Raw genomic sequence first — 26,163 nt, forward strand, 5'->3', positions numbered from 1 at the left:
TCTACACAACAGATTTGACATCAGGCGCTAAAATGAGCGGCGCCTCTGTCGCCCTCATGACATCTTCCGGCTGAAACGGCGGCATGACTTCACGCAAAATGAGCAGCTGTGATTTGACCTCAATGACTGCCATATCTGTAATAATCAGATCCACACAAGACTTAGCTGTTAAAGGCAGCGTGCAGGTGGCTTTTATCTTAGATTGTCCGTGTTTATCAAGGTGGCTCATCACGACTACTACCTTTTTCGCTTTTTGCGCGAGTTCAATCGCTCCGCCCATACCCGGTACTCGTTTACCTGGTACAATCCAATTCGCAAGATCCCCCTGACTGCTGACTTCAAGTGCACCTAAAATCGTCATATCCAGCATCCCTTTGCGAATGATGCCAAAAGCGGTTGTGCTGTCCATATATGAGCCGCCTTTTGTTAACGTAATAGGGAAACCTCCGGCATTGCACAAATTCGGATCTTCTTCCCCTCGTGCTGGTGAAGCGCCTGCTCCCATAATGCCGTTTTCTGCATGCAGCCACACCTCGTAATGTGCTGGGATGTATTCAGCCGCAAGGGTCGGGATGCCGATCCCAAGATTCACAATCATGCCATCTTCAATTTCCTGTGCCGCGCGTTTGGCTATGCGGTGTCTTAAATCGATGTCTCCCATGCCCATGTCCAGTTCACTCCTTTTGATTGCACGATCTGGTTCACAAATACGCCTGGTGTCACAATTTCCTCTGGATGAAGCCTGCCCACAGGCACAATCTCTTCTACTTCTGCAATGGTCCAGTCTCCTGCCATCGCCACAATCGGGTTTGTATTCCGAGCACTTTTATCAAAAATCAGGTTCCCTGCTTCATCTGCTTTGAGGGCATTCACAATCGCAATATCCGCAGTCAGCGCAGGCTCAAGAATATACTGCTTTCCACCTAGCGGAACCAATTGTTTCTCATCAAGATTGAGGCTATCCATGCCGACATCTGTCACAATGCCCGCTAAACCCATTCCGCCTGCCCGAATCTTTTCCGCTAGAATGCCCTGCGGGTAAAAAAGAACGTCTAGTGTACCCGCCTGCATTTTCTGCCCGGCAATTGGATTAGAGCCAATATGTGAAGCAATGATTTTCTTCACCCTTCCTTCTGTGATCAGCCTGCCAACACCGATTTGCGGGAAGCCTGCATCGTTTCCGATCAATGTCAGGTCTTTGATATTGGCTTCTAGGATGGCATCGATCAATGATGGCGGTGACCCCACACCGCCAAACCCGCCAAACATGATGGTCATCCCGTCCTTAAAATGTGTGATCACTTCATCAAGACTCGCTGTTTTGTTCATCCTCTTTCCTCCCTACATCGCAGATGGGAAAAACCCTCGATTGATGACTTCTTGTTCAACTTGCGTCATTGTCTGCCCGAATAAATGAATGAGTTCATCCATCTCCTGCTGCGCGATGGAAAGCGGCGGTGCGATCATGATTGCTGCACCTCCTACGCCATCCTCTCCAGCGCTTGCTGGGTAAACAAGCAAACCATTCTGTTTGGCCGTCTCCACAACTAAATGTGTCATTTGAGCATGGGCAGGAAATGGTGTTTTCGATAATCGGTCTGCGACAAACTCAATGCCAATGAGCAGTCCCTTTCCTCTCACATCTCCTATAATGGAATGGTTTGATTGCAAATCCTTTAAAGCATTCATTAAATATCGGCCAGACAAATCAGCCCGTTCTGAAAGCTGGTGTTTTTTCATATATCGAATGACAGCCAGTGAGACGGCTGCTGAAAGCGGATTGCCGCTATATGTGTGGCCTGCCATCACAGAGCCCGAACCGCTGAGAATCGGTGCAATCACATGATCCGCTGAGACAGCTGCCGCAATCGGTGAATAGCCGGCGCTCATGCCTTTTCCGAGTACCATAATATCTGGTACGACGCCCCAATGTTCCATGGCAAACATTTTCCCAGTTCGTCCAAAGCCTGTCATGACTTCATCTGCAATCATTAAAATATCGTTTTCCTCACAGACACGCTTCATTGCCTCAAAATATCCGTCTGGCGGTACAAGTGCCGCGCCCGCTGCTCCAACAATCGGCTCTGCAATAAAAGCCGCAATCCTCTCTTTTCCTATACGCTGAATGACCGTTTTAAATTCCTGGACATACCATTCGACCTGCTTACTATCTTCCTTTGGTAGCCATGAACGGTAGCTGTATGGCGGAGACAGCACCGGGTGTTTTTCGAGCAGTGGTTCAAAGCGCTCTCTCCTTGCAATATGTCCTGACATCGACAGCGCACCAAGTGTGATGCCGTGATAACTCATCCATCTTGAGATGATGTGATTCTTCTCTGCCTTCCCCTGCTCCTGCCAATGCTGAATGGCAATTTTCATGGCGGTCTCTGTTGCCTCTGATCCGCTCCCGACAAAAAAAGACCAGTTCAGGTTCCCTGGGCAGAGTGTACTCAATTCATAGGCAAGTTCTTCTGCTGGTTCATTTGTGAATTGTGATCTGTACGTAAAGCTCACCTTTTTCGCTTGCTCTGTCATGGCATCAATGATGTCTCTTATGCCATGTCCAATACTTGCCGTGACAGCACCAGATGAGCCGTCTAAATATTTTTTCCCGTCCCGATCATATAAATAAATCCCCTCTCCTTTCACAGCCACAGGATAATGCTGATTCAACATTGGTTTGATTAAGTAATCCCGGGTCTCCACTTTGTCATTCCTCCCTCTCTCGTCAGCAGCTGCATCTTTCTTTTTTCATGAATCGCAAGAAAATTTTGTATACTTGTTATAAGATTAGCTTAATCAAGAGGGCAGTCATCCTCCATTCGCCATATGCCCGAATTTCACACGTATTTTTTATACATCGTGTATAAAAGTGTTCAAAAGGAGGTCATGAGTCTATGGCGATTCTCGTCAAAGATGCACTCTCGCTCGATATCATGAAGGAAACAAAGCTGCTTGCTGGAGAAAATGGACTGGACCGCCTCATTCAGTGGGTGACCATCGTGGAAATTATCGAAGATACTTCAAGGCTTTCAGAAGGAGAGCTGCTTGTCACAACCGGCTTTGGGCTTGCAGACAATAGGGAAAGGCGCGCCCGGCTTGAAGAACTGATTCAATCTGATCGTCTATCCGCCATTGCCATTTATAAAGGCGTGTACTTAACGGAAATTCCTGCATCACTGATTGAAGCTGCCAAAAACAGCGGCATTCCACTCATCGAGATTCCTTCACATGTCAACTTCTCAGACATTACAAAAGCCGTTCTAGAGCAAATCGTCAGCAGCCAGCTCCACCAGCTTAAATATTCTTCAGCCATTCACCAAAGACTGACTCATTTAAATGTCAGCAATAAAAATGTCACACAAATTACAGATGAGCTGGCACATCTCACTTCGGCAAACATTGTTGTGCTTGATGTTTTTTTACATCAAACAGCAGCTCATCTCATCAAAGATGAAGTGACGTACTCTCCTGCTTTTGGCTTTCTGACAGATCGTGAACCAATTGAAACGACGCCTCTTCTCAAGCAGGCTGAGGAGAAGGGCCGGCTCGTTTATGACATGTGCGGTGCGTTTGTCCTTGCTGCATGTCCGGTGATTGCGATGGGTGATATTTTCGGGTTTATTGTGTCTTTGAAGAGAAAGGATGCGTGGCATCATCTCGATGCGATTGCTATCGAGCATGCCGGAGCCGTGTATGCGATTGAATGGCTGAAGCAAAAAGCCATTCAAGATACAGAAAACCAAATGCAAGGTCATTTGTTAGATGATATTTTGCAGCAGCAATACACAGAAGAAAGCTATGTCATCGAGCAAGCAACAAAGCTGCAATATGATATGAGCGATGAGCAGGTGGTCATCTACTTTCAATTTCAGCATCAGCACACACAGCTCGATCACCAAATGATGCAGCGCCTATCTCAATTGCTCACGTCGATATTTGAACGCAGGCATATTCCTTTTTTACTTAAGACAAGGCTCGATTCCATTTTTGTTCTTACCCCCGCAGGAAAAAAAACGTTTCAAGAAGCGGAGTGGTATCGCGCAGCAGAAGAGTGCCGGAGCACTTGGTCTTATTTTTTTCCCGTCCATCCGATCGTGATTGGCATTGGGAGAGCCTATGACCAGATCAGTCTTTTTGCAAAAAGCGCAAAGGAAGCGCAGTATGCAGCAAGACTTCTGCCGCTTTTAAAGACCGACGAAAGCATCATTCATTATCAGAAGCTCGGCTTATACGGGATGCTTCTTGAAATGAATGAAGCGGGTATGAATTTGCATGACTTTTACGTGGAGCTGTTAAGTCCTTTGCTTTATACGAAAAAACAGGGAGCAGACCTGATCCATACACTCGAAGTGTATTTGGCCCACAATGAAAATATTCAAAAATCTGCGGGAGAATTGTTTATACACAGACATACATTAAGCTACCGCTTAAAACAAATTGAAACGAGAACAGGCTGCAGCCTCAAATCCACGGATGATCGGATGAAGCTGCAGCTCAGTATCATGGCGTACCGCCTATCTGGTCTGCTTGATCAGATGAGAACCATTTCATGATTCATTCGGCGTTTTCACCCATAGATTCATATCTTCAATTTTGTCAAAAATATAGCAGTTGTTTTGGAATCGGCCGGTATACGTATAGCCGAGCTGATAAAACACCTGATTCATTCCATAGGACAGTGCACGTGCAAGAGAATAAAAGACATAAATGTGCATGGATTGAAGTTCTTTTTCGAGTGCTAGAATTAAATGATGCATGAATCCTAGTTTTCTGTATGCCGGAAGGGTCGCACAATCTGTTAATTCCGCATGACCATAAGGCGCATTGATTTCAGCGGATGCCGCACTCACAATGTGCCCGTCATGTTCAACGGCATAAAAAACCGTCCCTTCCTCCATCACCTTTTGAATGTAATCTGGCTCGTTCATTGGCGTGGGATATGTTTCAAAGACGGTATCATAGAGCTTTGCCAGCTTGTGAATATCCTGCGTACCCGCTTTCCTCATCACATACTCATCCTGCCACGTGCCTTGATCTTTTTTGAGAGGCTTTTCTTGAATAGACGCAACAATTTCATCTTCCTTCAGCCAATACGGGCTGTTCATTCGACTCTCCGTCAGAAAGAGCGACATGCCGTACGCATCACTTCCAAGAAAATAATGAGAAAACACACCTTCAAGCCGAAAGCCTTTTTCTAAAAAAAGAGGCATATGCTCACGCCTGACTTTCACAATGACCTTAGAAGCCTTACAGTCCGCCGCTTCCTGAAGAACCGACTGAATCACATCCCGCACCCTGCCGCTATAGTCATCCAAACGGATTCGCTCATTAAATGAATCCATACAGATCGAGGCAGAAAAACGCTCGTTCGCAAGTTCCTTCAATTGCACCATATACTCATCCTCTCTTATAAATCAGCTAATAAAAAAAATCCAAATGGAACATGAAACAATGACGATACCAGAAAAAATCGACATGATCATATACCTAAAGGCTGAGCCTTTTTTGGCTTTGTTTTGCTTTCTCGCTTCATACATGATGAGATTTGAGAACAGTATAAATAAAATAAGTAGAACGATGGCAAATAGAATGATTCCTTGAATGACCATGCTGCCTCCTCATAAATTCGTCATCCCATATTACTTCTTCATATTCGAGCATCATCCCTTCTCATGAACAAAAAACACCTTTCCATCTCGTCAGATAGAAAGGTGTTTTGATTAAACGTTTTTCCCCGCAGCCTTCAGCGCACGGGCACCGATGTCACAGCGATAAAATAGACCTGGCTGTATGATTTCTTCAACCGCCTCATACACTCTTGATCTTGCCGCTTCAAATGTGTCGTCAAATGCGGTCACATTCGCTACACGTCCGCCATTTGTGACGAATTGATTGTTTTCTATTTTTGTTCCTGCGTGGAAGGTCACGACATCAGAGACAGTCGTTTGCAAGGTACCGATTGGTGTGCCTTTTGCATAGTCTTCTGGGTATCCTTCTGATGCAAGAACCACACTGACAGCCGCAGTGTCTTTCCACTGTAAGTCCACATCTTTTCCATCAAGAATATCGAGAAATACTTGAACTAGATCTGATTGTAGACGAGGGAGAACCACTTGCGTTTCAGGGTCGCCAAAGCGTGCATTGAATTCAATCACCTTTGAGCCTTCTGGTGTCAGCATTAAGCCAGCATATAAAATGCCTGTAAATGGACGCCCTTCCTGCACCATTGCGCGAGCTGCCGGTTTGACGACGTCCTCCACCGCTTTCTGAACCACTTCATCTGAAATTTGCGGAACTGGTGAATAAGCGCCCATTCCGCCTGTATTCGGCCCTTTGTCATCTTCAAAGGCCCGTTTGTGATCCTGCGCAATCACCATCGGGTACACCTTTTCTCCGTTGACAAAGGCCATGAGTGAAAATTCTTCGCCTGTTAAAAATTCTTCGATGACGACAGATGCACTTGCATCGCCAAACTTTTCATCCTCTAAGAAATCATGCAGACAATCGATCGCCTCTTCGAGTGTCATCGCGACTGTCACACCTTTTCCTGCGGCGAGACCGTCTGCTTTAATGACAATCGGCGCACCCTTTTCTTCCACATACGCTTTTGCTTCTTCAAACGATGTGAAGGTAGCATAAGCGGCTGTTGGGATATCATAATTTTTCATTAAGTCTTTTGCAAATTCCTTTGAGCCTTCAATGACCGCAGCTTTTGCATTCGGTCCAAATACTTTTAGACCTGCTTCTTCAAATGCATCAACGACACCTGCGATTAAAGGAACCTCTGGACCGACAATGGTTAAGCCGATTTCGTTTTCTTTTGCAAAACGAATTAATGCCTCATGATCGCCTTCGTCAATTGGTACAAGCTTCGCAGCATCTGTCATTCCATCATTGCCGGGTGCGACAAATACTTGGCTGACAAGTTCACTTTGATTCACTTTCCATGCGATGGTATGCTCTCTTCCGCCTCTGCCGATAATTAGTACGTTCACTCTGTCATCCCCTTAATGTTTGAAATGTCTAACGCCAGTGAAGACCATGGCGATGCCGTATTCATCTGCCTTTTGAATCGATTCTTCATCACGAATAGATCCGCCTGGCTGAATGATCGCTGTGACGCCTGCCTTTGCAGCAGCTTCCACTGTATCGCCCATTGGGAAGAACGCATCAGAGCCTAGTGCGCTTCCTTTTGCCTTTTCACCTGCTTGCTCAATCGCAATGTTCGCTGAGCCAACACGGTTCATTTGACCAGCACCGATCCCTGCTGTCATTTGATCTTTCGCAAGAACAATGGCATTTGATTTCACATGCTTGACCACTTTCCAAGCAAGTTTTAAGTCTTTCCATTCGTCTTCTGTTGGTTCTCTTTTCGTTGGAATAGAGATCGTTGCTTCCTCTAAGCCATACGTATCAATATCCTGAACAAGCAATCCGCCATGGACACTTGTCAGCTGTTTTTCTTTTTTTCCGAGATCCGCTTCTACATCTAATGTTAATAGACGAAGGTTCTTTTTCGCCGTTAACACGTCAAGTGCTTCTTGGCTGAACGAAGGAGCGATGACAATTTCTAAGAAAATCGTATGCAGTACGTCAGCCGTTTGTTTGTCTACTTCACGGTTAAGTGCCACAATGCCGCCAAAAATAGAAGTTTCGTCTGCCTTGAACGCTCGGTCAAATGCTTCTGCAATCGTTTCTCCTGTACCAACGCCGCACGGGTTCATATGCTTCACAGCAACAGCGGCCGGCTCCGTGAATTCTCGTACAATTTGGAGTGCTGCATCTGCATCTTTAATATTGTTATAGGAAAGCTCTTTTCCATGTAATTGCTTTGCAGTAGCCAACGAACCTTTCGCTGGAAGAGCATTTTCATAGAAAGTCGCCGCTTGGTGCGGGTTTTCTCCGTAACGAAGGGATTGTTTTTTCTCAAACGTGACAGTGAATTGTTCTGGCTCTGTTTCGCCGACAAAGTTTGTTAAGTAATCCGCAATCAGAGCATCGTATGCAGCCGTATGACGGAATACCTTTGCAGCGAGCTCACGCTTTTTCTCTAGTGACACGCCGCCTTCTTTGATTTGCTGAATGACTGTATCATAATCACGAGGATCGACAATCACTGTGACGTCTTGGTGGTTTTTTGATGCTGCACGAAGCATTCCCGGTCCGCCAATATCAATGTTTTCAATCGCTTCTTCATATGTCACATCGTCTTTTGAGATCGTCTCTTTGAATGGATAGAGATTCACGACAACTAGATCAATCGGCTGAATACCATGCTTTTCAATCTGTGCCATATGCTCATCGTTTTCTCTCACTGCTAAAAGTCCGCCATGAATGTTCGGGTGAAGTGTTTTGAGTCGTCCGTCCATGATTTCAGGGAATCCAGTGACTTCTGAAATCCCAATGACATCAATACCGTTCTCTTGTAGAAGCTTGTGTGTACCTCCAGTTGAAATCACTTCAACACCAAGTTCTGTTAATTCTTTCACAAAAGGTACAAGATTCGTTTTATCGGAAACACTGATTAATGCGCGTTTGATCGTCATGCCTTCGTCACCTCATTAAGATAATTCTAAAAGTGATTTGATCACTTTTGGATATAGTGTGTGTTCTAGTTCATGCATTCTTTTTTCAATCGATTCAAGCTCTTCCCCTTGTTCGATGTAAATCGACGCTTGGTCAATGATCGGACCCGTATCCATGCCTTCATCGACAAAATGGACAGTGATGCCTGCCACTTTGACGCCTGCTTGATAGGCTTGACCAATAGCATCAAGCCCTGGGAAGGCTGGCAGCAAGGACGGATGGATATTAACAATTTTCCCTCTGAATGCTTCAAGTAATGTCGGACCAATCAGTCTCATATACCCAGCAAGGAAAACCCATTCCACTTCATGCAGCCTAAGCTGTTCAATGATCGTTTGTTCAAAAGCGGCTTTATTCGGAAAAGCCTTCGGGGTAAATGCAAAGGAGGGAATGCCCTCTTTCTCAGCACGGTCCAGCACCTTTGCCCCCGGTTTATCACAAATCACAATGGCGGCCTCTGCCTGCCACTGTTCCTTTTTTAATGTATCAATAATGGCTTGAAAATTCGTCCCGCTTCCAGAGGCGAAGATCGCAAACTTCTTCATGAGAGGCTTCCACCGCCGAATGTGACACCTTCTCCTTTTTGAACACGGCCGATGAGAAAAGCTTTCTCTCCGTCTTCTTCAAGTCCTCTGATCACTTCGACAAGGTCATCTTCTTTTACGGCTAAGACAAAACCAATGCCCATATTAAACACATTGAACATTTCTTCAGCCTTTAACTGTCCTTTTTCTTGAATAAAGGAGAAAATTGGCGGTACTGGCCATGAGCCGTTATCAATCTCAACGCCAAGCCCTTCAGGTAGCATACGTGGTAAATTTTCAATAAAACCGCCGCCTGTCACATGTGCCATACCGTCAACCTTACCGGCTTTCACTTGTTTAAGAACAGGCTTTACATAAATTTTAGTCGGTTCAAGAAGCTCTTCTCCAAGCGGCCTTGTAAAAGGTTCATACGTCTGATGAAGGTCAAGACCAGCGTCTTCAAGCAATACTTTACGAACGAGAGAGTACCCATTGCTATGAATTCCACTTGAGCTGAGTCCAATCAGCAAGTGCCCCTCTTTGATGCTCTCTCCTGTCACGATTTCATCCTTTTCAACGACGCCTACTGAAAAACCAGCAATATCATATTCATCTTCTGTATAAAGACCCGGCATTTCTGCTGTTTCGCCGCCGACAAGCGCTGAACCAGACTGCTCACAGCCGTCAGCCACACCTTTAACAATGGATTCAATTTTCAAAGGATCTGCTTTCCCGACTGCTAAGTAATCTAAGAAAAAGAGCGGTTCTGCCCCTTGTGCAAGCACATCGTTGACACACATTGCCACGGCATCGACGCCGATCGTATCGTGTTGATCCATTAAAAAGGCAAGCTTTAATTTTGTTCCGACACCATCTGTTCCTGAAACAAGAACGGGCTTTTTATATGGCAGCTCAGATAAATCAAACATACCGCCAAATCCACCTAGAGCACCCATGACGCCTGCTCTTTTTGTACGTTCTACGTGTGTTTTCATTCGTTTGACGGCTTCGTATCCTGCTTCGATGTCGACACCGGCGTTTTTATATGCTTCTGACATCCCATTCACTCCTTTTAGCTGCTTCTCTTCCATTTATTTTCAGCAGAATGAAAGAGCAGCATATCAAATCATCTTGACTGCTGCTCCTTTATTCGATTATTTCGTCAGTGCTGTTTCCTTCACATGCGGAAGAACAGTATCTTCATAAATTTCAGTCGGGTATTTCCCAGTAAAGCATGCTAAGCATTGACCGCGCTGCGGATCATCATACTTTCTGCCAATCCCGTCCATTAAACCGTCTACAGATAAAAATGCAATGGAGTCTGCACCGATTTCCTGTCTAATTTCTTCCACTGAATGAGAAGAAGCAATCAGCTCTTCATGTGTGGACGTATCAATTCCATAAAAACACGGATGTGCAATTGGCGGTGAACTAATGCGGACATGGACTTCCGTCGCACCCGCTTCTCTTAGCATCGTCACAATGCGGCGGCTTGTTGTTCCGCGTACGATGGAATCATCCACCATCACGACACGCTTTCCTTCGACGACCCCGCGCACAGCAGACAACTTCATGCGCACGCCCTGCTCACGCAGTGCTTGAGACGGCTGGATAAAGGTTCTGCCGACATAACGGTTTTTAATTAAACCGAGCTCATATGGAATACCTGTTGCTTCGGCATATCCAATCGCTGCAGAAATACTCGAATCTGGTACACCTGTCACAACATCTGCTTCGACATGCGCTTCCTCAGCAAGCTTTTTGCCAAGGTTCTTTCTCGCACTATGCACGTTGATGCCATTGATATTGCTGTCAGGTCTTGAGAAATAAATGTATTCCATGCTGCACATGCTGCGGTTAATATTCATGGAGAAGCGCTCAGATTTGAGGCCTTCATCATTAATGATCAGCATTTCGCCAGGCTCCACATCTCGTAAATACGTGGCGCCGACAACGTCAAATGCACATGTTTCAGAAGCAACGACATAAGCGTCCCCCAGCATACCAAGTGAAAGCGGACGTAAGCCGTTCGGATCAAGTGCCACAATCATTTCAGTTTCCGTCATAATTAAGAAAGCATATGCTCCTTTAAGCATGGACAGGGCATTTTTGATCTGCTCTTTCAATTCAATATAGCCGCTGCGCTTAATTAAATGAGCGAGCACTTCAGTGTCAGAAGATGTCTGAAATATACTCCCCTGGTTCTCTAGCTGCTGCTTTAATTGCGTTGCATTCACTAAGTTCCCATTATGAGCAAGAGCAAGACTGCCGTTGTTTTGCGAGCGGAAGAAGAGGGGCTGCACATTTTCAAAGCCGCCTCCGCCTGCTGTCGCATACCGAACGTGTCCGATTGCACCTTTTCCTTTCAAATCCTTTAGCTCACCGTTTTGAAAGACTTCCGTAATCAGTCCAAGGCCTTTATGTGCCGTCAGGTTTTCACCATCTGTTGCAATGATTCCCGCACCTTCTTGTCCTCGGTGCTGAAGACTATGCAATCCGTAATATGTGATTTGCGGGGCTTCTTCGTGTCCCCAAACCCCAAAGACGCCACACTCTTCGTTTAAGCCTCTGATTTCAGCAAGCATGGGATCGCTCCTTTCCATGCAAGTTCAAGTTCGTTGACCGCTGCATGAATCCATTGTTGTCCTTCTTGATTTTTGACGGTGAATACACCATCATTTGTGACCGTTCCAACTTCTTTCGCATCTTTGACAGCCGCAGCAAATGCTTCGCGGTGCTCTGGCTTCACTGTGACAACAAAGCGTGACTGTGTTTCACTAAATAATGAAGCTTCGCTGTTTAAATCCATTTGGATTTGAGCGCCAAGACCGTCTGTTCCAAATGTACTTTCAGCAAGTGCGACACCAAGACCGCCTTCAGACACATCGTGTGCTGATTGAACAAGTCCGTTTTGAATCGCAGCAAGAAGGGCTTCCTGACGCGTGAGCTCTACATCCAAATCAATTTCCGGTGCTTTTCCGTAAATACGGCCTTCTGTCATCTTTTGTAGCTCACTGCCTGCGAATTCTTCCTTCGTCTCACCAATCACGAAAATTACATCGCCAGCCTGCTGGAACGACTGCGTCGTAATATGAGCTGTATCTTCAACCAAACCAACCATCCCAATGACTGGTGTTGGGTAAATGGCTGTTCCATTTGATTCGTTATATAAAGAGACGTTACCACCGATAACTGGTGTGCTTAGCTTGCGGCACGCTTCGCTAATACCGTCAGCAGATTTTTCAATTTGCCAGAAAATTTCTGGTTTTTCTGGGTTACCGAAGTTTAAGTTATCTGTTACTGCAAGTGGACGAGCGCCTGAGCACACAATGTTACGTGCTGCTTCTGCGACTGCGATTTTCCCGCCGACCTCTGGATCAAGGTACAGATAACGTGCGTTACAATCGGTTGTCATCGCAAGGGCTTTTTTCGTTCCACGGATTCTTAAAACGCCCGCATCAGAGCCTGGTGCAACGACTGTATTTGTCCGAACCATGTAGTCATATTGATCATAGACCCATTCTTTACTTGCAATTGTTGGCTGCTGAAGGAGCTGCTTTAACGTGTCAGCTGCATCTGTGATAGCAGGTGCTTCAACTTTTGTTTCTAAAAACTCACGGTAGTAGGCAGGCTCACTTGACGGTTTGTGATAAACCGGCGCTTCTTCTGCAAGAGCGTCAACAGGAAGCTCACATACCACTTCACCTTGATGGAGTAAACGAAGCATTTTATCGTCTGTCACATGACCGACTGATACTGCTTCAAGATCGTATTTTTCAAAAATATCAATGATTTCTTGTTCACGGCCTTTTTCAATGACCAGAAGCATTCTCTCTTGAGATTCAGACAGCATCATTTCGTATGCTGACATGCCTGTTTCACGCTGCGGGATGAGATCTAGATTCATCTCGATACCAGAACCTGCTTTACTCGCCATTTCCGCACTTGAGCTTGTTAAGCCAGCCGCTCCCATATCCTGAATCCCAACGAGTGCATCGTTTTTGATGACTTCAAGGCACGCTTCAAGCAGCAGTTTTTCCATGAACGGATCACCGACTTGAACAGCTGAGCGTTTTTCTTCTGATTCATCAGAAAATTCCTCAGATGCAAATGTTGCACCGTGAATTCCGTCACGTCCCGTTTTGGCACCAACATACATGACCGTGTTGCCAACACCTTTGGCCTGCCCTTTTTTAATGTCCTCATGGTTGATTAGTCCAACACACATTGCATTCACGAGCGGGTTGCCTTCATAGCTTTGATCGAAATGAACCTCTCCGCCGACTGTTGGAATTCCGATACAGTTTCCATAGCCTGCGATCCCTGCCACTACTTCTTCAAACAAGTACTTCACGCGCGGTGAAGTCAGTTCACCAAAACGAAGAGAGTTTAATACAGCAATTGGACGCGCCCCCATGGAGAATACATCACGGATAATTCCGCCGACACCTGTCGCCGCTCCTTGATACGGTTCAATCGCAGATGGATGGTTATGTGATTCGATTTTAAATACAACCGCTTGGTTGTCTCCAATATCAACGATTCCAGCGCCTTCCCCAGGACCTTGAAGAACGTGCTCTCCTTTTGTCGGGAATTTGCTTAAAACAGGCTTTGAGTTTTTATAACTGCAATGCTCTGACCACATGACAGAAAAAATGCCCGTTTCTGTGTAGTTTGGCAGCCTGCCAATAATGGATTCTATTAAAGCGAATTCTTCATCACTCAATCCCATTTGCTGATACAATTTCTCTTCTTTAATTTGCTTGTGACTTGGTTCAAGCAGTAGTGACATGAGTGTCCCTCCAATTTTTCACGATAGATTGAAACAATTTAAGTCCGTCTGCGCTGCCTAGTAATGAATCAACCGCGCGCTCAGGGTGCGGCATCATGCCGAGTACATTGCCCTCTTCATTCGTTACACCTGCAATTCGATTCACACTGCCGTTAATATCGTCTCCGTAAGTGAAAGCGATTTGGCCGCGTTCAATGAGCTTCGCTAAAGTATCTTCATCACAGTAGAAGTTGCCTTCACCGTGCGCTACAGGAATCGTAATGGATTCGCCTTTTTGATAACCGCTTGTAAATTGCGTTTCGTTGTTTTCTACAATGAGTTCAACTGGTCGACAGATAAATTTCAAGTCTTTATTTCGTCTCATCGCACCCGGAAGAATGCCAAGCTCCTGAAGAATTTGGAACCCGTTGCAAACACCAAGAACAGGTTTTCCTTCCTCAGCTGCTTTCTTCACCGCCGGCATGATGTTTGAGAAGCGAGCGATCGCACCACATCTTAAGTAATCCCCATAGGAGAAACCGCCTGGTACGAGTACACCGTCAAAACCGTCAAGACTCGTTTCGTCGTGCCATACATATTCAACTTGTTCACCCAGCTCATCTTGAATCGCATGGTACATATCGATATCACAGTTAGAGCCAGGCAAGACGATCACTGCAAACTTCACTGTGCGACAACCTCCTCCACCTCATAGCGGTAATCTTCAATCACCGTGTTGGCAAGTAATTTTTCGCACATTTCTTTGACGACTGTGTCTAAATCACGATCTGATTTTTCAATGACAAGCTCCATGTATTTCCCGATACGGACATCCTTTACTTCCTGATAAGACATGCTGTGCAAAGCATGCTGCACGGCACTGCCTTGTGGATCAAGAACGCTCTCTTTTAAGCTGACAAAAATTTTCACTTTATACATGTTTATGGCCTCCAAGTCTTTTGAAAATTTCTTCGTATGCATTCGTTAAGCCGCCCAGGTTTCGTCTGAACACGTCTTTATCAAGCTTTTCGTTTGTATCTTTGTCCCAAAGCCTGCACGTATCAGGTGAAATCTCATCAGCTAGCAAAATACGATTCTCGTGATCTATTCCGAATTCAAGCTTGAAATCAATTAAATTCACATGACAGTCTGAGAAGATTTGCTTTAATTCTTCATTCACTTGTCTTGTGATCTGTTTCATTTCCTCTACCTGTTCAGGTGTGGCTGCATGTAAAATGCGAATATGATCTTCTGTAATGAGCGGATCGCCGAGTGCATCATCTTTGTAGTAAAACTCAATCAAAGGTGTGTCCAGTTTCGTTCCCTCTGGAATGCCGAGGCGTTTTGACATACTGCCTGCCACTACATTTCGTACAACCACTTCAAGCGGAACAATCTGCACCTTTTGAATGAGCTGCTCTGTTTCAGAAAGGCGTTTCACAAAGTGATTGTTGACTCCTTTCTCATGCAGCATTTGAAAGATTAAGCTTGAAATCTCGTTGTTCAGTCTGCCTTTGCCTTCGATTTCAGCTTTCTTTTCGCCGTTAAATGCTGTAGCTGAGTCTTTATATTCAACATATAAAATATGCTCGTCATCGGTCTGATAAATTCTTTTCGCTTTGCCTTCGTAGAGAAGTTCTTGTTTCACAGTCATTCAGGTTGGCCTCCTAATTTGAATGTTGGCAATTTTCAGGATTGGGCGCCTGGCGAGCAGGCGGCCCATTTCTTACGCAAGACCTAGACGTTCGAAAATCATATCGACATTTTTCAAATGATAGTTGTAATCGAAGCAGTCAGCGATTTGTTCAGGTGTTAAACGTGACGTGATTTTTTCTTCTGCTTCTACTAATGAACGGAACGGCACTTGCTTCTCCCACGCTTCCATTGCCTTTGGCTGAACCGTGTCATATGCCTCTTCACGTGCCATGCCTGTATCGATTAAGGCAAGAAGAACGCGCTGTGAGTAAATTAAGCCAAGTGTGCGGTCCATGTTGCGTTTCATGTTCTCTGGGAAGACCGTCAAGTTTTTCACGATGTTTGAGAAACGGTTGAGCATATAGTTCAGTGCAATCGTAGCATCTGGTAAAATGATACGCTCAGCAGATGAATGAGAAATATCACGCTCGTGCCAAAGCGGTACATTTTCATAAGCTGTCAGCATATATCCTCGGATCACGCGGGCAATTCCCGTCATATTCTCAGAACCGATTGGGTTACGCTTATGCGGCATCGCTGATGATCCTTTTTGTCCTTTCGCAAAGAACTCTTCTACTTCACGTGTTTCACTCTTTTGAAGACCACGGATTTCAACAGCAAATTTCTCAATGCTCGTTGCCACTAAAGCAAGAGTAGCCATGTAATCTGCATGGCGGTCACGCTGCAAGGTTTGGGTTGAAATTGGTGCAGCTTTGATGCCAAGTTTCTCACATACATATTGCTCAACAAACGGGTCGATGTTCGCATATGTGCCAACAGCTCCAGAGATTTTGCCGTATTCAATGCCAGCTTTTGCTTGTTTAAAACGTTCTAGGTTACGCTTCATTTCTTCGTACCAAAGTCCAAGCTTCAGGCCAAATGTTGTCGGTTCAGCGTGTACACCGTGTGTACGGCCCATCATGACGGTATATTTGTGCTCTTTTGCTTTTTCTTTTAGTATGTCAACAAATCTCTCAATGTCCTTGAGCAAGATATCATTCGCCTGTTTTAATAGATATGAAAGCGCCGTATCCACTACGTCTGTCGATGTTAATCCGTAATGAACCCACTTTCTTTCCTCTCCTAGAGATTCAGATACAGCACGCGTAAAGGCAACCACGTCGTGGCGCGTGTCTTGTTCAATCTCCAGAATACGTCCAATATCAAAGCTTGCATTTTTGCGCATTGTCACAACGTCTTCTTTCGGAATGACGCCAAGCTCTGCCCAAGCTTCACAAGCGAGAATTTCTACTTCAAGCCATGCATTAAATTTGTTTTCCTCTGTCCAGATTGCTGACATTTCTGGTCGTGCGTAACGTTCGATCATTTCCCGTTTCCTCCATCTCTTTCAGTCCATATCTTTGTGATGTTTGTCATCCATTCATCATCGAGCTGTTTCATAAACGTCATATGCCCCATTTTGCGGCCGGCTTTTACTTCATGCTTTCCATATAGATAAAGCTTCGCTTCTTTGAGAAGCTCAGGATGCTCTTTTGGAATGTCCACTTCATCGCCTAATAAATTCACCATCATTCCCTCTGATAAAAGGGCTGTACCGCCAAGCGGTAGACCACATATAGCGCGGACGTGCTGTTCAAACTGACTTGTCTCACATAAATCGAGCGTATAATGACCAGAATTATGCGGGCGTGGTGCCAGTTCATTGACGAGCAGCTTTCCGTCATTTGTCAGGAACAGTTCTACAGCAAGGGTACCAACCAGCCCTAGCTTTTCAGCCAGTGTTGTTGCCAGTTCTTTCGCCTTCTCCTGAATGCGGTTCTCTACCCTTGCAGGTAAAATGCTTTGGAACAAAATATTATGCTTATGAATGTTCTCAGCGACTGGGAATACTGCGATCTCTCCATGAACAGAACGAGTGACGATCACCGAAAGCTCCATTTGGAATGGAACCCAGCTTTCTAAAATACAAGTTCCATGTGTGAGAAGTGCAGCTGCTTCCTGAAGCTGTCCTTTTTCTTTGATGACGTACTGTCCTTTTCCGTCGTAGCCGCCTCTGCATGTTTTCAGCACGGCTGGCAAACCGAGCGCGTTCACGGCATCTTCCAGCTCTTTTTCATCATGAATGATGCGGTAAGGTGCTACTTCACAGCCTGCGTCTACAATCCCTTTTTTCTCGGTCTCACGATTTTGAGTTAAAAGAAGAAGGTCGCTTCCTTGTGGTAAATAGGCTTCTTCCTTCAGCTGATTCAGTGCATCATAATCGATATTTTCAAACTCATAAGTCACCACATCGCTGATTTCTGCCAGCTTTCGAATCGCTTCAAGATCACTATATGCGGCTGTGATTTCTGTATCGGCAACCTGTCCGCAAGGAGATTGTGTGACCGGGTCTAGAACTGCTGCCCGGTACCCCATTTGCTTTGCGCTGACAGCCATATATCTGCCAAGCTGTCCGCCGCCAATGATACCGATGGTTGCGTTTGGAAAAATGGTCTGCTTAGCCAAGCTGATCACTGCTTTCTAGTACAGTCTGTTTTGTCTGCTCTCTTCTTTCTTCAAGGCGAGCTGCGATTGTTTCATCAAATGCTGAAATCATTTGTGCGGCAAGAAGGCCTGCATTTGTTGCACCTGCTTTGCCAATTGCTACTGTAGCAACTGGTACACCGCCTGGCATTTGAACGATGGATAATAAGGAATCCAGCCCGTTTAGTGCTTTTGATTGTACAGGCACACCAATGACCGGCAGTGTCGTTTTTGCTGCGACCATTCCCGGTAAATGTGCTGCGCCTCCAGCACCGGCAATGATGACCTTTAGTCCTTTACCTCTTGCTTCAGTCGCATATTCAAACATCAAGTCAGGTGTCCGGTGTGCGGATACTACCTGTTTTTCATACGGAATGTTTAATTCCTCTAAGATGTCGCACGCATTTTTCATTGTTTCCCAATCAGATGTACTTCCCATGATGACACCTACAAGCGGCTTCATTTTGTCCCCACCTTTAAGCTGATATTCGATTTTGTATCGTTTGACACGCTTCCCAAACCTAAGCAGCTTGTCAAACGCCGAACAAAAAGGCCCGATTTGCATTGCATTGTTAGGAAGCAACACAAACCGGGCCATGGTAAGCGCTGTTCGCTTTTGAATTGCCATGTCAGTTTTGTTCACTATCCTGCATAGTCCAGTCATTTACGGTAACTGGGTAGAAACTTATGGGCCATATTCCCAAGATTATATGAGGCTCGTGTTTTGATTTCATGTTTATCTTAACAACGGATGTTCATGATGTCAACGGATTTATCGAACAATCTATGAAGTCGTCGTTTTAATGTTCGGATTTAGACTATTTTTCCTTCAAATACGATTTTTTTCCCAATCGGAATGATCTGAATCGACCCATTTTCCTTCTTTTCTTGAAAAATTGGCTCCTCCATTCGTCTGACAGGCGAGTAGCCTTCCGCCGCCATCTGGGACAACACTTGATCAATCGTCATGTTGTCTTCCACATAGAATTTTTTCTTCTTTGGTTTTGCGGTCATTCTTTAATTCTCCTTTTCTTCACAGCCTTCACCCAGAAGCCGCCGTGAATCGATTTGGGCTCATATGAAATGATAAACGCTTTTGAATCCAGCGTCTTAATCGTTTCATATAATTGCAGTTCATATTTTCTCGGTGTTAAAATTTGCAATGCTGTCCGGTCTCCTTCAAGACCGCCTGCTACCCAGCTGGTGACACCATATCCTTTTTCTCTCAATTGTCTTGGGAGATCGACATCCAATTCTTTTGTGATCACGTTAACAGTTGTGTAGCCAAGTGCCAGCTTCTCTTCAATTTTCATCCCGACAATGATCCCCATTCCATAACCTAGGGCATACGCAATGACATTTTGTATTTGATCTAAGTTATCTAGAACGATACTTAACCCAATGACATAAATGAGCATTTCGATCGTACCCGCAAAAGCAGCTGCGTACCGTCTGCCTTTCATTGTTAAAATCAAACGCATGGTGGAAAAAGAAACATAGACAATATTAATCACTAAAATGATTAAAACCATGGTGAACGCATTGGATAAAAGTTGTTGAAGCACGATTCGAACCCCCTGCACTAAAAAATCAAATAAAGCACCCCATATTCTACTAGAGAACATACCTTGATACAATCAAATTTACGCGATCAAAACACATATATCTTTCGACAACAAGGGTGGTGTTTGTTACCAAGAGTTTACCCGTTTTTTTCTCTTCTCAACATGAAAACCCCCTTTTTCAAAAAAGGAGGTTTTCAGTGTGTTTTATCCGAATCGAACAGGAACCAGTGATGGAATCAAATACTCCCCGACTATGCCCCAGAGCAGCGCAATGATGACAAGCTCAACCAATAAAAAGACCCAGCCCGCATACATCAAATCTCCACGTTCGGCATCATGCTCCGATTGAATCGAGCGAAAGAGCACGACCGCAATCAACTGAAGGCCGACAAACATCATCACGGATAATATGACGGTCACATATGGAATATTCAGCATGGCAAATACAAGCCAAAGGATGGATAAAACCAACACCGGCACAAGCGCAGCACCAAACTTCATGATCACTTCTTTCAGTGATATGTTTCCTTTTAGCATGTATTTTCCGAGCAGCCAGACAGTGAGCATCATCAATGTCAACACAATGAGTGTAAAGACTGCAACCCTCAAAAAGGCGTCACCAAAAGAATAATGAATGCCAAAGCCTAATAAACGGGTTTTTGACGCCTTTAATTGAACATAGTTGCCTAAAGCAAAAAACACACTGAATAACACAATCGAGATCCAGGCGTACTTCATACGCAATGTTTCCGCTTGATTGATGGCCTGGCTCGGTGATTTTAACATCGCCAGTCCATATGAACCATAGCGCTTAAACGCGCCTCCTACACCTTGCAGCATACGCTGGATGGTTGAAAGCTCATCATCTGCTGATTTTGAGGTTCTTCCACGTTTTGCAGCGCTGCGGCTGAGGCGGGATTGCCTTGTTTCTTGATCTATTGATGACTCTTCATTTTTCTTTTCAGATGTCCCCTGATCTTGATCTTTCTCTAACATCTCATATCAACTCCTATCCAATCCTTACAGGTTCAAGTGAATGAACCGTTCGGATGACTCCTCTTAAAGTAGCGGAGTCTCTCTATTCAGTCAAGATTCCTTGACGTTCATACGAATAGACGGATAAAAGCCAGCAGAGGTTTTAAAATGGAGAGAAAATAAGACAAAACAAAAAAGCTGACGGCCTCCATCAGCTTTTTATCAATGTTGAAATTCATGGTCAACGATAGTGACTCCGCTTTCCTTGCTGAACCCGGAGATTCTCCTGATGAGCGGGGAACCGAGTCTTTTTGGTCGTATCGACCTGTGTAATATGTCCATTATGAATGGTGATGACCACTGATCCATAGTCGATCCCTTTTAAGGCAGATAAAATATAATTCAGCTTTTGTTCATCCATCGCTCATCCCCCTATTTTTGTTTTCGCTCTTTTAAATAGAGAACCTCATTTTCCAGCTCATGAATCGTGTAATGCATGAGCGCCTCCTGCTTTTCTTCATGCCCCCATAAAAGGAGCTTTTGAATCAGCACCTGCTTTTTTCGTTCAATCACCTGTCTAAGCCAGCGTGACAAAAGACATCTCCTCCCCTTTTGAATGTCTGCAAGAAAAAAAGGCACCCTGAAACCTTCTATTAAAAAAGGAAATCAAAGCGCCTTTGGTGATCCAATCAGCGAATTATGTCTTTTTATCATAAACACATAATTCCTATAAGTCAACTATGTTTTGATTTTTTTAACAAAAAAACAGCAGCCCCTTGAGCTACTGTTTCAGATGTTCAATTAATGATTTAAGAAAGCAAAATATAGAATAAAGATGACAAACAATCCGTACATAATTGGGTGCACTTCTTTCGCTTTCCCTTTAAAGATCATCGTAATCGGGTAGAAAATAAAGCCAACCGCAATCCCTGTTGCAATACTGTATGTCAGTGGCATCATAATCATCGTTAAGAACGCTGGTACCGCAATTTCAAAGCGATCCCATGCAATCTTTGCAAGCGGAGCGACCATCAGTGCACCGACAATGATTAAAGCAGGTGCTGTTACATTCGATGTAACGATGGATAAAAGTGGTGAGAAGAACATCGCAAGCAAGAAGAAAATGCCTGTGACGACCGCTGCAAAACCAGAACGTGCACCAGCAGCAACACCTGAGCTAGATTCAACATAAGATGTCGTTGTAGATGTCCCAAGAACAGAACCTACAACAATAGAAGAAGAATCCGCTAGCAGTGCTCTTCCTGCACGAGGCAGCTCATTATTTTTCATTAAACCAGCCTGTGTTGCCACAGCCACAAGTGTACCAGCTGTATCAAAGAACCCAACGAATAGGAACGTCAAAATCACGACAAGCATTTGGATGGAGAAAATTTCTGGCAAGTGAATCAAGGCTTGACCAAAGGTTGGAGACAAGCTTGGAATACTTCCCACAATTTGAGATGGTACTGGCACAAGACCAAAGATCATCCCAGCAATAGCTGTCACAAGCATCCCAATGAAGACACCTGCATTCACTCGAAGAACCATTAAAATGACCGTCACAACGATACCAAACACCGTTAACAAGACAGGACCACTATGAATGTTCCCAATCGAAACGAGCGTATTATCATTATTGGCGATAATGCCAGAGCCTTGAAGACCAACAAACGTAATGAACAAACCAATACCTGCACCAACCGCCAGCTTCAGCTCAGCCGGAATGGCATTGATGATTTTTTCACGGAAACCTGTTAAAGAAAGGGCTACGAAAATCAATCCTGAAACAAACACACCCGAAAGTGCTGCTTCCCATTTAATGCCCATGCCAAGCACAACCGAAAAGGCGAAGAACGCATTCAGACCCATACCTGGTGCAATCGCAATTGGATACCTGGCGATCAATCCCATCAGGATACACCCTGCAGCAGAAGCTAATGCCGTTGCTGTAAAGACAGCGCCCTGATCAATACGTAATTTATCTGGAAAATCCGGTACCGACACTAATGCAAGTGTGATCGGATTAACAAACAGAATGTAAGCCATCGACAAAAATGTGGTTAAACCACCGATGATTTCTCTGCGGTAATTCGTTCCTAACTCATCAAACTGAAAAAACTGTTTCAAGCCAACTGACTCCCTTCATGTCCTTTTGCTTTAGCCTGCCCCATTCACTAGTCAAATAAAAAACGCCCCAACAATTTTGGGACGCTTGACTACATATGTGAATTCAGACTGTGACATAAAACAAGAACAATGCATGATTTATATCAAACGAGTGTGAATTGACGTAGTCAAGCCATTTACGGTAGCTTGGTAGAAACTTGCGGGCCATATCCCCGCGATTATACGACTTCTATCTATTTGATTTCTGTGTCTATTGTACCAACTTCATTTTTAAAACACAATACGAAAAGCGAACATTTTTCAAAGAAATGTCCGCTTCATTCGTCTTATTACACGAATTTGGAAATTCACATCTAGTTCTTTATACACCCTTCTCCTAATCCTTCTCTTTTGGCAAATACTGTTTCGGCTACACGGAAAAACTCTTTCACTGCCGGAGAAGCTTGGGTGAGTGAAGGACAGGCGAGCGCAACTTCACGATGATGAGAGACATTCAGCTGACGAATATGCACAAGCTGCTGCGTTTTTAAAAACAACTCCGGACCAATCGTGACGCCGAGTCCTTCCCCTACCATACGAGCAATGGTCGTACAATCATGAACTTCAAATAAAACAGCCGGCTTCATTTGCGCCTCCGAAAAAATATCCTCTACATGTGATTGATACATGCCAGTCGGCATAATAAATGGTTCACCCGCCAAATCCGTTATATCTACAATGGGCTGCTGTTCATATCGATGATTTGGGTGATAAGCGACGACCATTTCATCTTTGATAAGCGGCAGTAAATCAAAGGCTTCATCCGCATGGCCTTTCACAACAAATCCAACATCAATGATGCCAGAATCCAGCCACTCCAATATTTCTTCATACGTTCCCTCATAGAATTTAAATTCGATTTTTGGATGCTTTTTCTGATAGCTCACAAGCAGTTTAGGCAATAAACAAGCAGAGGCACTGGCAAATGTGCCGATACGAATCAAGCCTGTTTCAATATTTTTCGTTAACGCAATTTCTTGCTGAATTTTCTCCACTCTATTTAACACTTCTCTAATATGCGGGAGAAGCGTTTGACCAATGTCCGTCAGCATAATGCCCTTTTTTCGGTCGCGAATGAATAAAGACACACCCCACTCTGACTCTAAATTCGCCACTGCATGACTAACAGCTGACTGCGTCATATTTAATGCTTCAGCTGCTGCTGTAAAACTGCCAAGTTCCACCACTTTTGCGATAATATCAAAACGAACAAAGCTCATGAGTATTTACTCATCTCCTTCATGAAAAACATCAATTTTACTTATGTTAGCATGGAATTTAAACTAAAGACAACGTATCAACATGAAGGAAGGGTTCAAAATGAAAAACACATCTCATCAGCTATTGATTGTTCTTTTAGCTGTCGGTTCATTTGTCACAGGTACGTCAGAATTCGTCGTGTCAGGCATTCTAGATATCATTGCTGTCGATTTACACATCTCCATTCCTGCTGCCGGACAGCTCATCACCGTCTATTCTCTTTTTTATGCAGTAGGCGCTCTCTTTTTAGTCATGGCAACGTCGAAACTGAACCGAAAAAAGGTTTTGTTAGCGGCTATTTTTGTGTTTATTTTAGGCAATTTGCTCGCCTTTTTCAGCCATCATTTTGTGCTGCTCCTGCTATCTCGTGTCATCATGGCCATGAGCGGCGGCTTATATATTGTCGTTGCCACGAATTATGCAGCGCAGATCGCCCCGCCAGAAAAAAAGGGAAGTGCAATGGCGACGGTCATCACTGGATTCACCGTTTCACTCGTACTTGGTGTGCCGATTGGAACATTTCTATCAGGTCAAGTGGATTGGCACTATATTTTTCTCATCATTGCACTAGCTACGGCTTGTCTCTTCTTGCTTCTTTATCAATTGTTGCCACGCATAGAGGGACATTCTCATCTGCCATTAAAGCAGCAATTACACATTCTTCAGGACCGCAGGGTAATCAGCGGCCTAGCAACAACCGTCTTTTGGATCTTAGGCTACACGATGGTCTTTGCTTATATCTCCCCATTATTACGACAGACCGCCGGCTTTTCTCTTGAAATGACAAGCATGGCCTTGCTCGTTTTAGGAATTTCTGCTTTTATTGGCTCACGCTTTGGCGGCTTCGCCGTCGATCAATGGGGACCAAACCGAACGATCTCGATCAGCATCACGATTCAGATGTTCGCTCTCTTTACCTTATTCTTTACGCAATTCTCTACAATTAGCGTCTTGATCACGCTTGCCATTTGGGGCATCGCTACATGGACAACAACACCAGCGAAGCAGTTTTATCTAATCTCCCTTAAACCACAAGCATCAGAAACCGTGCTGAGCTTTAATACAGCGATTATGAACATCGGCATGATGCTCGGATCGTCTATGGGCGGCGTGATTATTCAGTATACAAATGTAACGAATTTAAGTTGGATTGGTGGGATAGCTAGTTTTGTGGCGTTGATGTTGATTCGGTATTCTTTTTATTTACACGAACGTGCCCAACTAAAGACACAGGAAAACCAATAGAAAACATTTCAATTTTTGGTATGATGGAAGAAACTGAGTTAAAAAGGGGTTTTTTACTTGTTTCTATTCGAAGAACCCGCGTGTGCTAGCTGTCAGAAGAAGATAGAAGGTAACGAAGAAGTGTACGTCAAGCTCATCTATCCAAAGAGACGTGGAATGACAGAGGTAAAGGCTTGGCTGAGGAATGAAGGGGTTTTTTATTGTAAGGCATGTTATGGAAAAGCAACATAAAAACAAGCATTTCAATTAAAATGCTTGTTTTTACTTTCTACTTTTTTATTTCCGCTTACTACGAAGTTCAATGAGTGCTAGTTTATTGTCATTGAAAAAGAACTCTAGAATGATACCGTTTGATTGATCTTGATATTGTATACCTTTGCTATACCCTTCGACAAACCAGAGCTTTTTGAATTGCTCTCCATATGTTTGTATCACAGATGAATAATCTTCTCCTATTCTAACTCCCTTAGATGTTTGAAGATTTTTCTGTTTTGACTGATTGTAAATAGATGTAACTCGATGATGTTGATCAACTGATACTACAAAATCTTGATTTTCTTTTTCCATATAGACCCTCTGTTTAGAATGAGAGAATTGAGTATTCTCCGCAAAAGTATGATCTCCCTCAAATTTTTCACCGATCTTAAAATGACCTAGCGATTCATTTATTAAAGATACAGAGTGAAAATTAAAAAACATAGCCACCCAAACAAATAGTGCGGTTCCTCCTAAAACAGAACCTACAATCACTAACACTTTAGAATGGATGATTCCCTTTTTAAACAAATAGATCGCTAAAGATACGATGATCATCACGATGACGATCATAATTAGAAAAATGCCCATTTCAATTATCCTCTTTTATCGAATTCGTTTGTGAATTATTCCC

28 protein-coding genes and 2 riboswitches are annotated in these 26,163 nt (G+C 44.2%); of the genes, 3 read left to right on the forward strand and 25 right to left on the reverse strand.

Features of this window, described 5'->3' with window-relative positions:
• Position 1: 1 nt before the first annotated feature.
• Genes AMR95_RS06055 through AMR95_RS06065 form a run of 3 tightly spaced genes read right to left on the reverse strand, consistent with a single transcriptional unit; the run spans position 2 to position 2,706 of the window.
• Positions 2–667 carry a 3-oxoacid CoA-transferase subunit B gene (locus AMR95_RS06055; protein WP_058837842.1) on the reverse strand — a complete coding sequence of 222 codons (666 nt, stop codon included), beginning with the start codon at positions 665–667 and terminating at the stop codon, positions 2–4.
• On the reverse strand, positions 643–1,329 hold the full coding sequence (locus tag AMR95_RS06060; RefSeq protein ID WP_058837843.1) for a CoA transferase subunit A: 687 nt from the start codon (positions 1,327–1,329) through the stop codon (positions 643–645). The genes AMR95_RS06055 and AMR95_RS06060 overlap by 25 nt, the downstream gene beginning before the upstream one ends.
• A 12-nt stretch (positions 1,330–1,341) precedes the next feature.
• Positions 1,342–2,706, reverse strand: a complete 1,365-nt coding sequence (locus AMR95_RS06065; RefSeq protein WP_058837844.1) for an aspartate aminotransferase family protein — start codon at positions 2,704–2,706, stop codon at positions 1,342–1,344.
• Positions 2,707–2,897: 191 nt separating this feature from the next.
• On the opposite strand from AMR95_RS06065, the gene AMR95_RS06070 reads away from it, so the two are divergent.
• Positions 2,898–4,556: a PucR family transcriptional regulator gene (locus tag AMR95_RS06070; protein WP_058837845.1), complete on the forward strand. Its 1,659-nt coding sequence runs from the start codon at positions 2,898–2,900 to the stop codon at positions 4,554–4,556.
• Here the strand turns inward: AMR95_RS06070 and ablB are convergent.
• The 21 genes from ablB to AMR95_RS06170 all read right to left on the reverse strand — a co-directional run bounded on the left by ablB (position 4,551) and on the right by AMR95_RS06170 (position 23,989).
• A complete protein-coding gene (gene ablB / locus AMR95_RS06075) occupies positions 4,551–5,396 on the reverse strand; it encodes a putative beta-lysine N-acetyltransferase (RefSeq protein WP_058837846.1) in 846 nt (281 codons plus the stop codon). The two genes, AMR95_RS06070 and ablB, sit on opposite strands and share 6 nt — an antisense overlap.
• 21 nt (positions 5,397–5,417) lie before the next feature.
• Entirely contained in the window at positions 5,418–5,612 is a 195-nt protein-coding gene (locus AMR95_RS06080; protein WP_058837847.1) for a hypothetical protein, read from the reverse strand.
• 111 nt (positions 5,613–5,723) lie between these two features.
• Positions 5,724–6,998, reverse strand: coding sequence for a phosphoribosylamine--glycine ligase (purD, locus tag AMR95_RS06085; RefSeq protein ID WP_058837848.1), 1,275 nt, complete (start codon positions 6,996–6,998; stop codon positions 5,724–5,726).
• A 12-nt stretch (positions 6,999–7,010) separates the two neighbouring features.
• Positions 7,011–8,549 carry a bifunctional phosphoribosylaminoimidazolecarboxamide formyltransferase/IMP cyclohydrolase gene (gene purH / locus AMR95_RS06090; protein ID WP_024426697.1) on the reverse strand — a complete coding sequence of 513 codons (1,539 nt, stop codon included), beginning with the start codon at positions 8,547–8,549 and terminating at the stop codon, positions 7,011–7,013.
• 15 nt (positions 8,550–8,564) lie between these two features.
• The gene (gene purN, locus AMR95_RS06095; RefSeq protein ID WP_058837849.1) at positions 8,565–9,134 is read right to left on the reverse strand and encodes a phosphoribosylglycinamide formyltransferase; all 570 of its coding nucleotides are present in this window, start codon (positions 9,132–9,134) and stop codon (positions 8,565–8,567) included.
• A complete protein-coding gene (gene purM, locus AMR95_RS06100) occupies positions 9,131–10,171 on the reverse strand; it encodes a phosphoribosylformylglycinamidine cyclo-ligase (RefSeq protein ID WP_039176942.1) in 1,041 nt (346 codons plus the stop codon). The genes purN and purM overlap by 4 nt, the downstream gene beginning before the upstream one ends.
• 96 nt (positions 10,172–10,267) lie before the next feature.
• Positions 10,268–11,698 (reverse strand): amidophosphoribosyltransferase, encoded by a 1,431-nt coding sequence (gene purF, locus AMR95_RS06105; RefSeq protein ID WP_039183010.1) that lies wholly within the window; start codon positions 11,696–11,698, stop codon positions 10,268–10,270.
• Complete coding sequence (gene purL / locus AMR95_RS06110; RefSeq protein ID WP_058837850.1) at positions 11,674–13,905, reverse strand: phosphoribosylformylglycinamidine synthase subunit PurL; 2,232 nt, start codon at positions 13,903–13,905, stop codon at positions 11,674–11,676. Before purL ends, purF begins: the two co-directional genes overlap by 25 nt.
• Positions 13,889–14,572, reverse strand: coding sequence for a phosphoribosylformylglycinamidine synthase subunit PurQ (gene purQ / locus AMR95_RS06115; RefSeq protein WP_024424510.1), 684 nt, complete (start codon positions 14,570–14,572; stop codon positions 13,889–13,891). Before purQ ends, purL begins: the two co-directional genes overlap by 17 nt.
• Complete coding sequence (purS, locus tag AMR95_RS06120) at positions 14,569–14,823, reverse strand: phosphoribosylformylglycinamidine synthase subunit PurS (RefSeq protein WP_003214349.1); 255 nt, start codon at positions 14,821–14,823, stop codon at positions 14,569–14,571. Before purS ends, purQ begins: the two co-directional genes overlap by 4 nt.
• Positions 14,816–15,538, reverse strand: coding sequence for a phosphoribosylaminoimidazolesuccinocarboxamide synthase (gene purC, locus AMR95_RS06125; RefSeq protein WP_039176936.1), 723 nt, complete (start codon positions 15,536–15,538; stop codon positions 14,816–14,818). The genes purS and purC overlap by 8 nt, the downstream gene beginning before the upstream one ends.
• Positions 15,539–15,610: 72 nt before the next feature.
• A complete protein-coding gene (gene purB, locus AMR95_RS06130) occupies positions 15,611–16,906 on the reverse strand; it encodes an adenylosuccinate lyase (RefSeq protein WP_024426701.1) in 1,296 nt (431 codons plus the stop codon).
• Positions 16,903–18,045, reverse strand: coding sequence for a 5-(carboxyamino)imidazole ribonucleotide synthase (purK, locus tag AMR95_RS06135; protein WP_058837851.1), 1,143 nt, complete (start codon positions 18,043–18,045; stop codon positions 16,903–16,905). Before purK ends, purB begins: the two co-directional genes overlap by 4 nt.
• Positions 18,038–18,526 carry a 5-(carboxyamino)imidazole ribonucleotide mutase gene (purE, locus tag AMR95_RS06140; RefSeq protein ID WP_039183007.1) on the reverse strand — a complete coding sequence of 163 codons (489 nt, stop codon included), beginning with the start codon at positions 18,524–18,526 and terminating at the stop codon, positions 18,038–18,040. Before purE ends, purK begins: the two co-directional genes overlap by 8 nt.
• Positions 18,527–18,695: 169 nt before the next feature.
• Positions 18,696–18,797: riboswitch (purine riboswitch) on the reverse strand.
• Between the two features lie 79 nt (positions 18,798–18,876).
• Complete coding sequence (locus AMR95_RS06145; protein WP_012009137.1) at positions 18,877–19,077, reverse strand: NETI motif-containing protein; 201 nt, start codon at positions 19,075–19,077, stop codon at positions 18,877–18,879.
• Positions 19,074–19,628, reverse strand: coding sequence for a DUF2179 domain-containing protein (locus tag AMR95_RS06150; RefSeq protein ID WP_024424505.1), 555 nt, complete (start codon positions 19,626–19,628; stop codon positions 19,074–19,076). Before AMR95_RS06150 ends, AMR95_RS06145 begins: the two co-directional genes overlap by 4 nt.
• Before the next feature lie 204 nt (positions 19,629–19,832).
• Entirely contained in the window at positions 19,833–20,624 is a 792-nt protein-coding gene (locus AMR95_RS06155; RefSeq protein WP_058837852.1) for a hypothetical protein, read from the reverse strand.
• A gap of 220 nt (positions 20,625–20,844) precedes the next feature.
• Positions 20,845–21,024: a YezD family protein gene (locus AMR95_RS06160; RefSeq protein WP_047202807.1), complete on the reverse strand. Its 180-nt coding sequence runs from the start codon at positions 21,022–21,024 to the stop codon at positions 20,845–20,847.
• Positions 21,025–21,035: 11 nt separating this feature from the next.
• Complete coding sequence (locus AMR95_RS19215) at positions 21,036–21,197, reverse strand: hypothetical protein (protein WP_166644707.1); 162 nt, start codon at positions 21,195–21,197, stop codon at positions 21,036–21,038.
• Positions 21,198–21,404: 207 nt separating this feature from the next.
• A complete protein-coding gene (locus AMR95_RS06165; RefSeq protein WP_034282847.1) occupies positions 21,405–22,730 on the reverse strand; it encodes an NCS2 family permease in 1,326 nt (441 codons plus the stop codon).
• A 144-nt stretch (positions 22,731–22,874) separates the two neighbouring features.
• A riboswitch (purine riboswitch) is annotated at positions 22,875–22,976 on the reverse strand.
• A 107-nt stretch (positions 22,977–23,083) separates the two neighbouring features.
• Complete coding sequence (locus AMR95_RS06170) at positions 23,084–23,989, reverse strand: LysR family transcriptional regulator (protein WP_058837853.1); 906 nt, start codon at positions 23,987–23,989, stop codon at positions 23,084–23,086.
• 100 nt (positions 23,990–24,089) lie between these two features.
• Here AMR95_RS06170 and AMR95_RS06175 point away from each other — a divergent pair, with 100 nt between their 5' ends.
• Together AMR95_RS06175 and AMR95_RS19360 are read left to right on the forward strand one after the other, a co-directional pair.
• Positions 24,090–25,274, forward strand: a complete 1,185-nt coding sequence (locus AMR95_RS06175; protein WP_058837854.1) for an MFS transporter — start codon at positions 24,090–24,092, stop codon at positions 25,272–25,274.
• A 57-nt stretch (positions 25,275–25,331) separates the two neighbouring features.
• Positions 25,332–25,505 (forward strand): hypothetical protein, encoded by a 174-nt coding sequence (locus tag AMR95_RS19360; RefSeq protein ID WP_058837855.1) that lies wholly within the window; start codon positions 25,332–25,334, stop codon positions 25,503–25,505.
• Positions 25,506–25,550: 45 nt separating this feature from the next.
• On the opposite strand, the gene AMR95_RS06185 is transcribed toward AMR95_RS19360, so the two are convergent.
• A complete protein-coding gene (locus tag AMR95_RS06185; RefSeq protein WP_058837856.1) occupies positions 25,551–26,120 on the reverse strand; it encodes a hypothetical protein in 570 nt (189 codons plus the stop codon).
• Positions 26,121–26,163 lie beyond the last annotated feature (43 nt).

It is taken from the genome of Bacillus sp. G1(2015b), assembly GCF_001482475.1.
Lineage (GTDB): Bacteria > Bacillota > Bacilli > Bacillales > Bacillaceae > Bacillus > Bacillus safensis.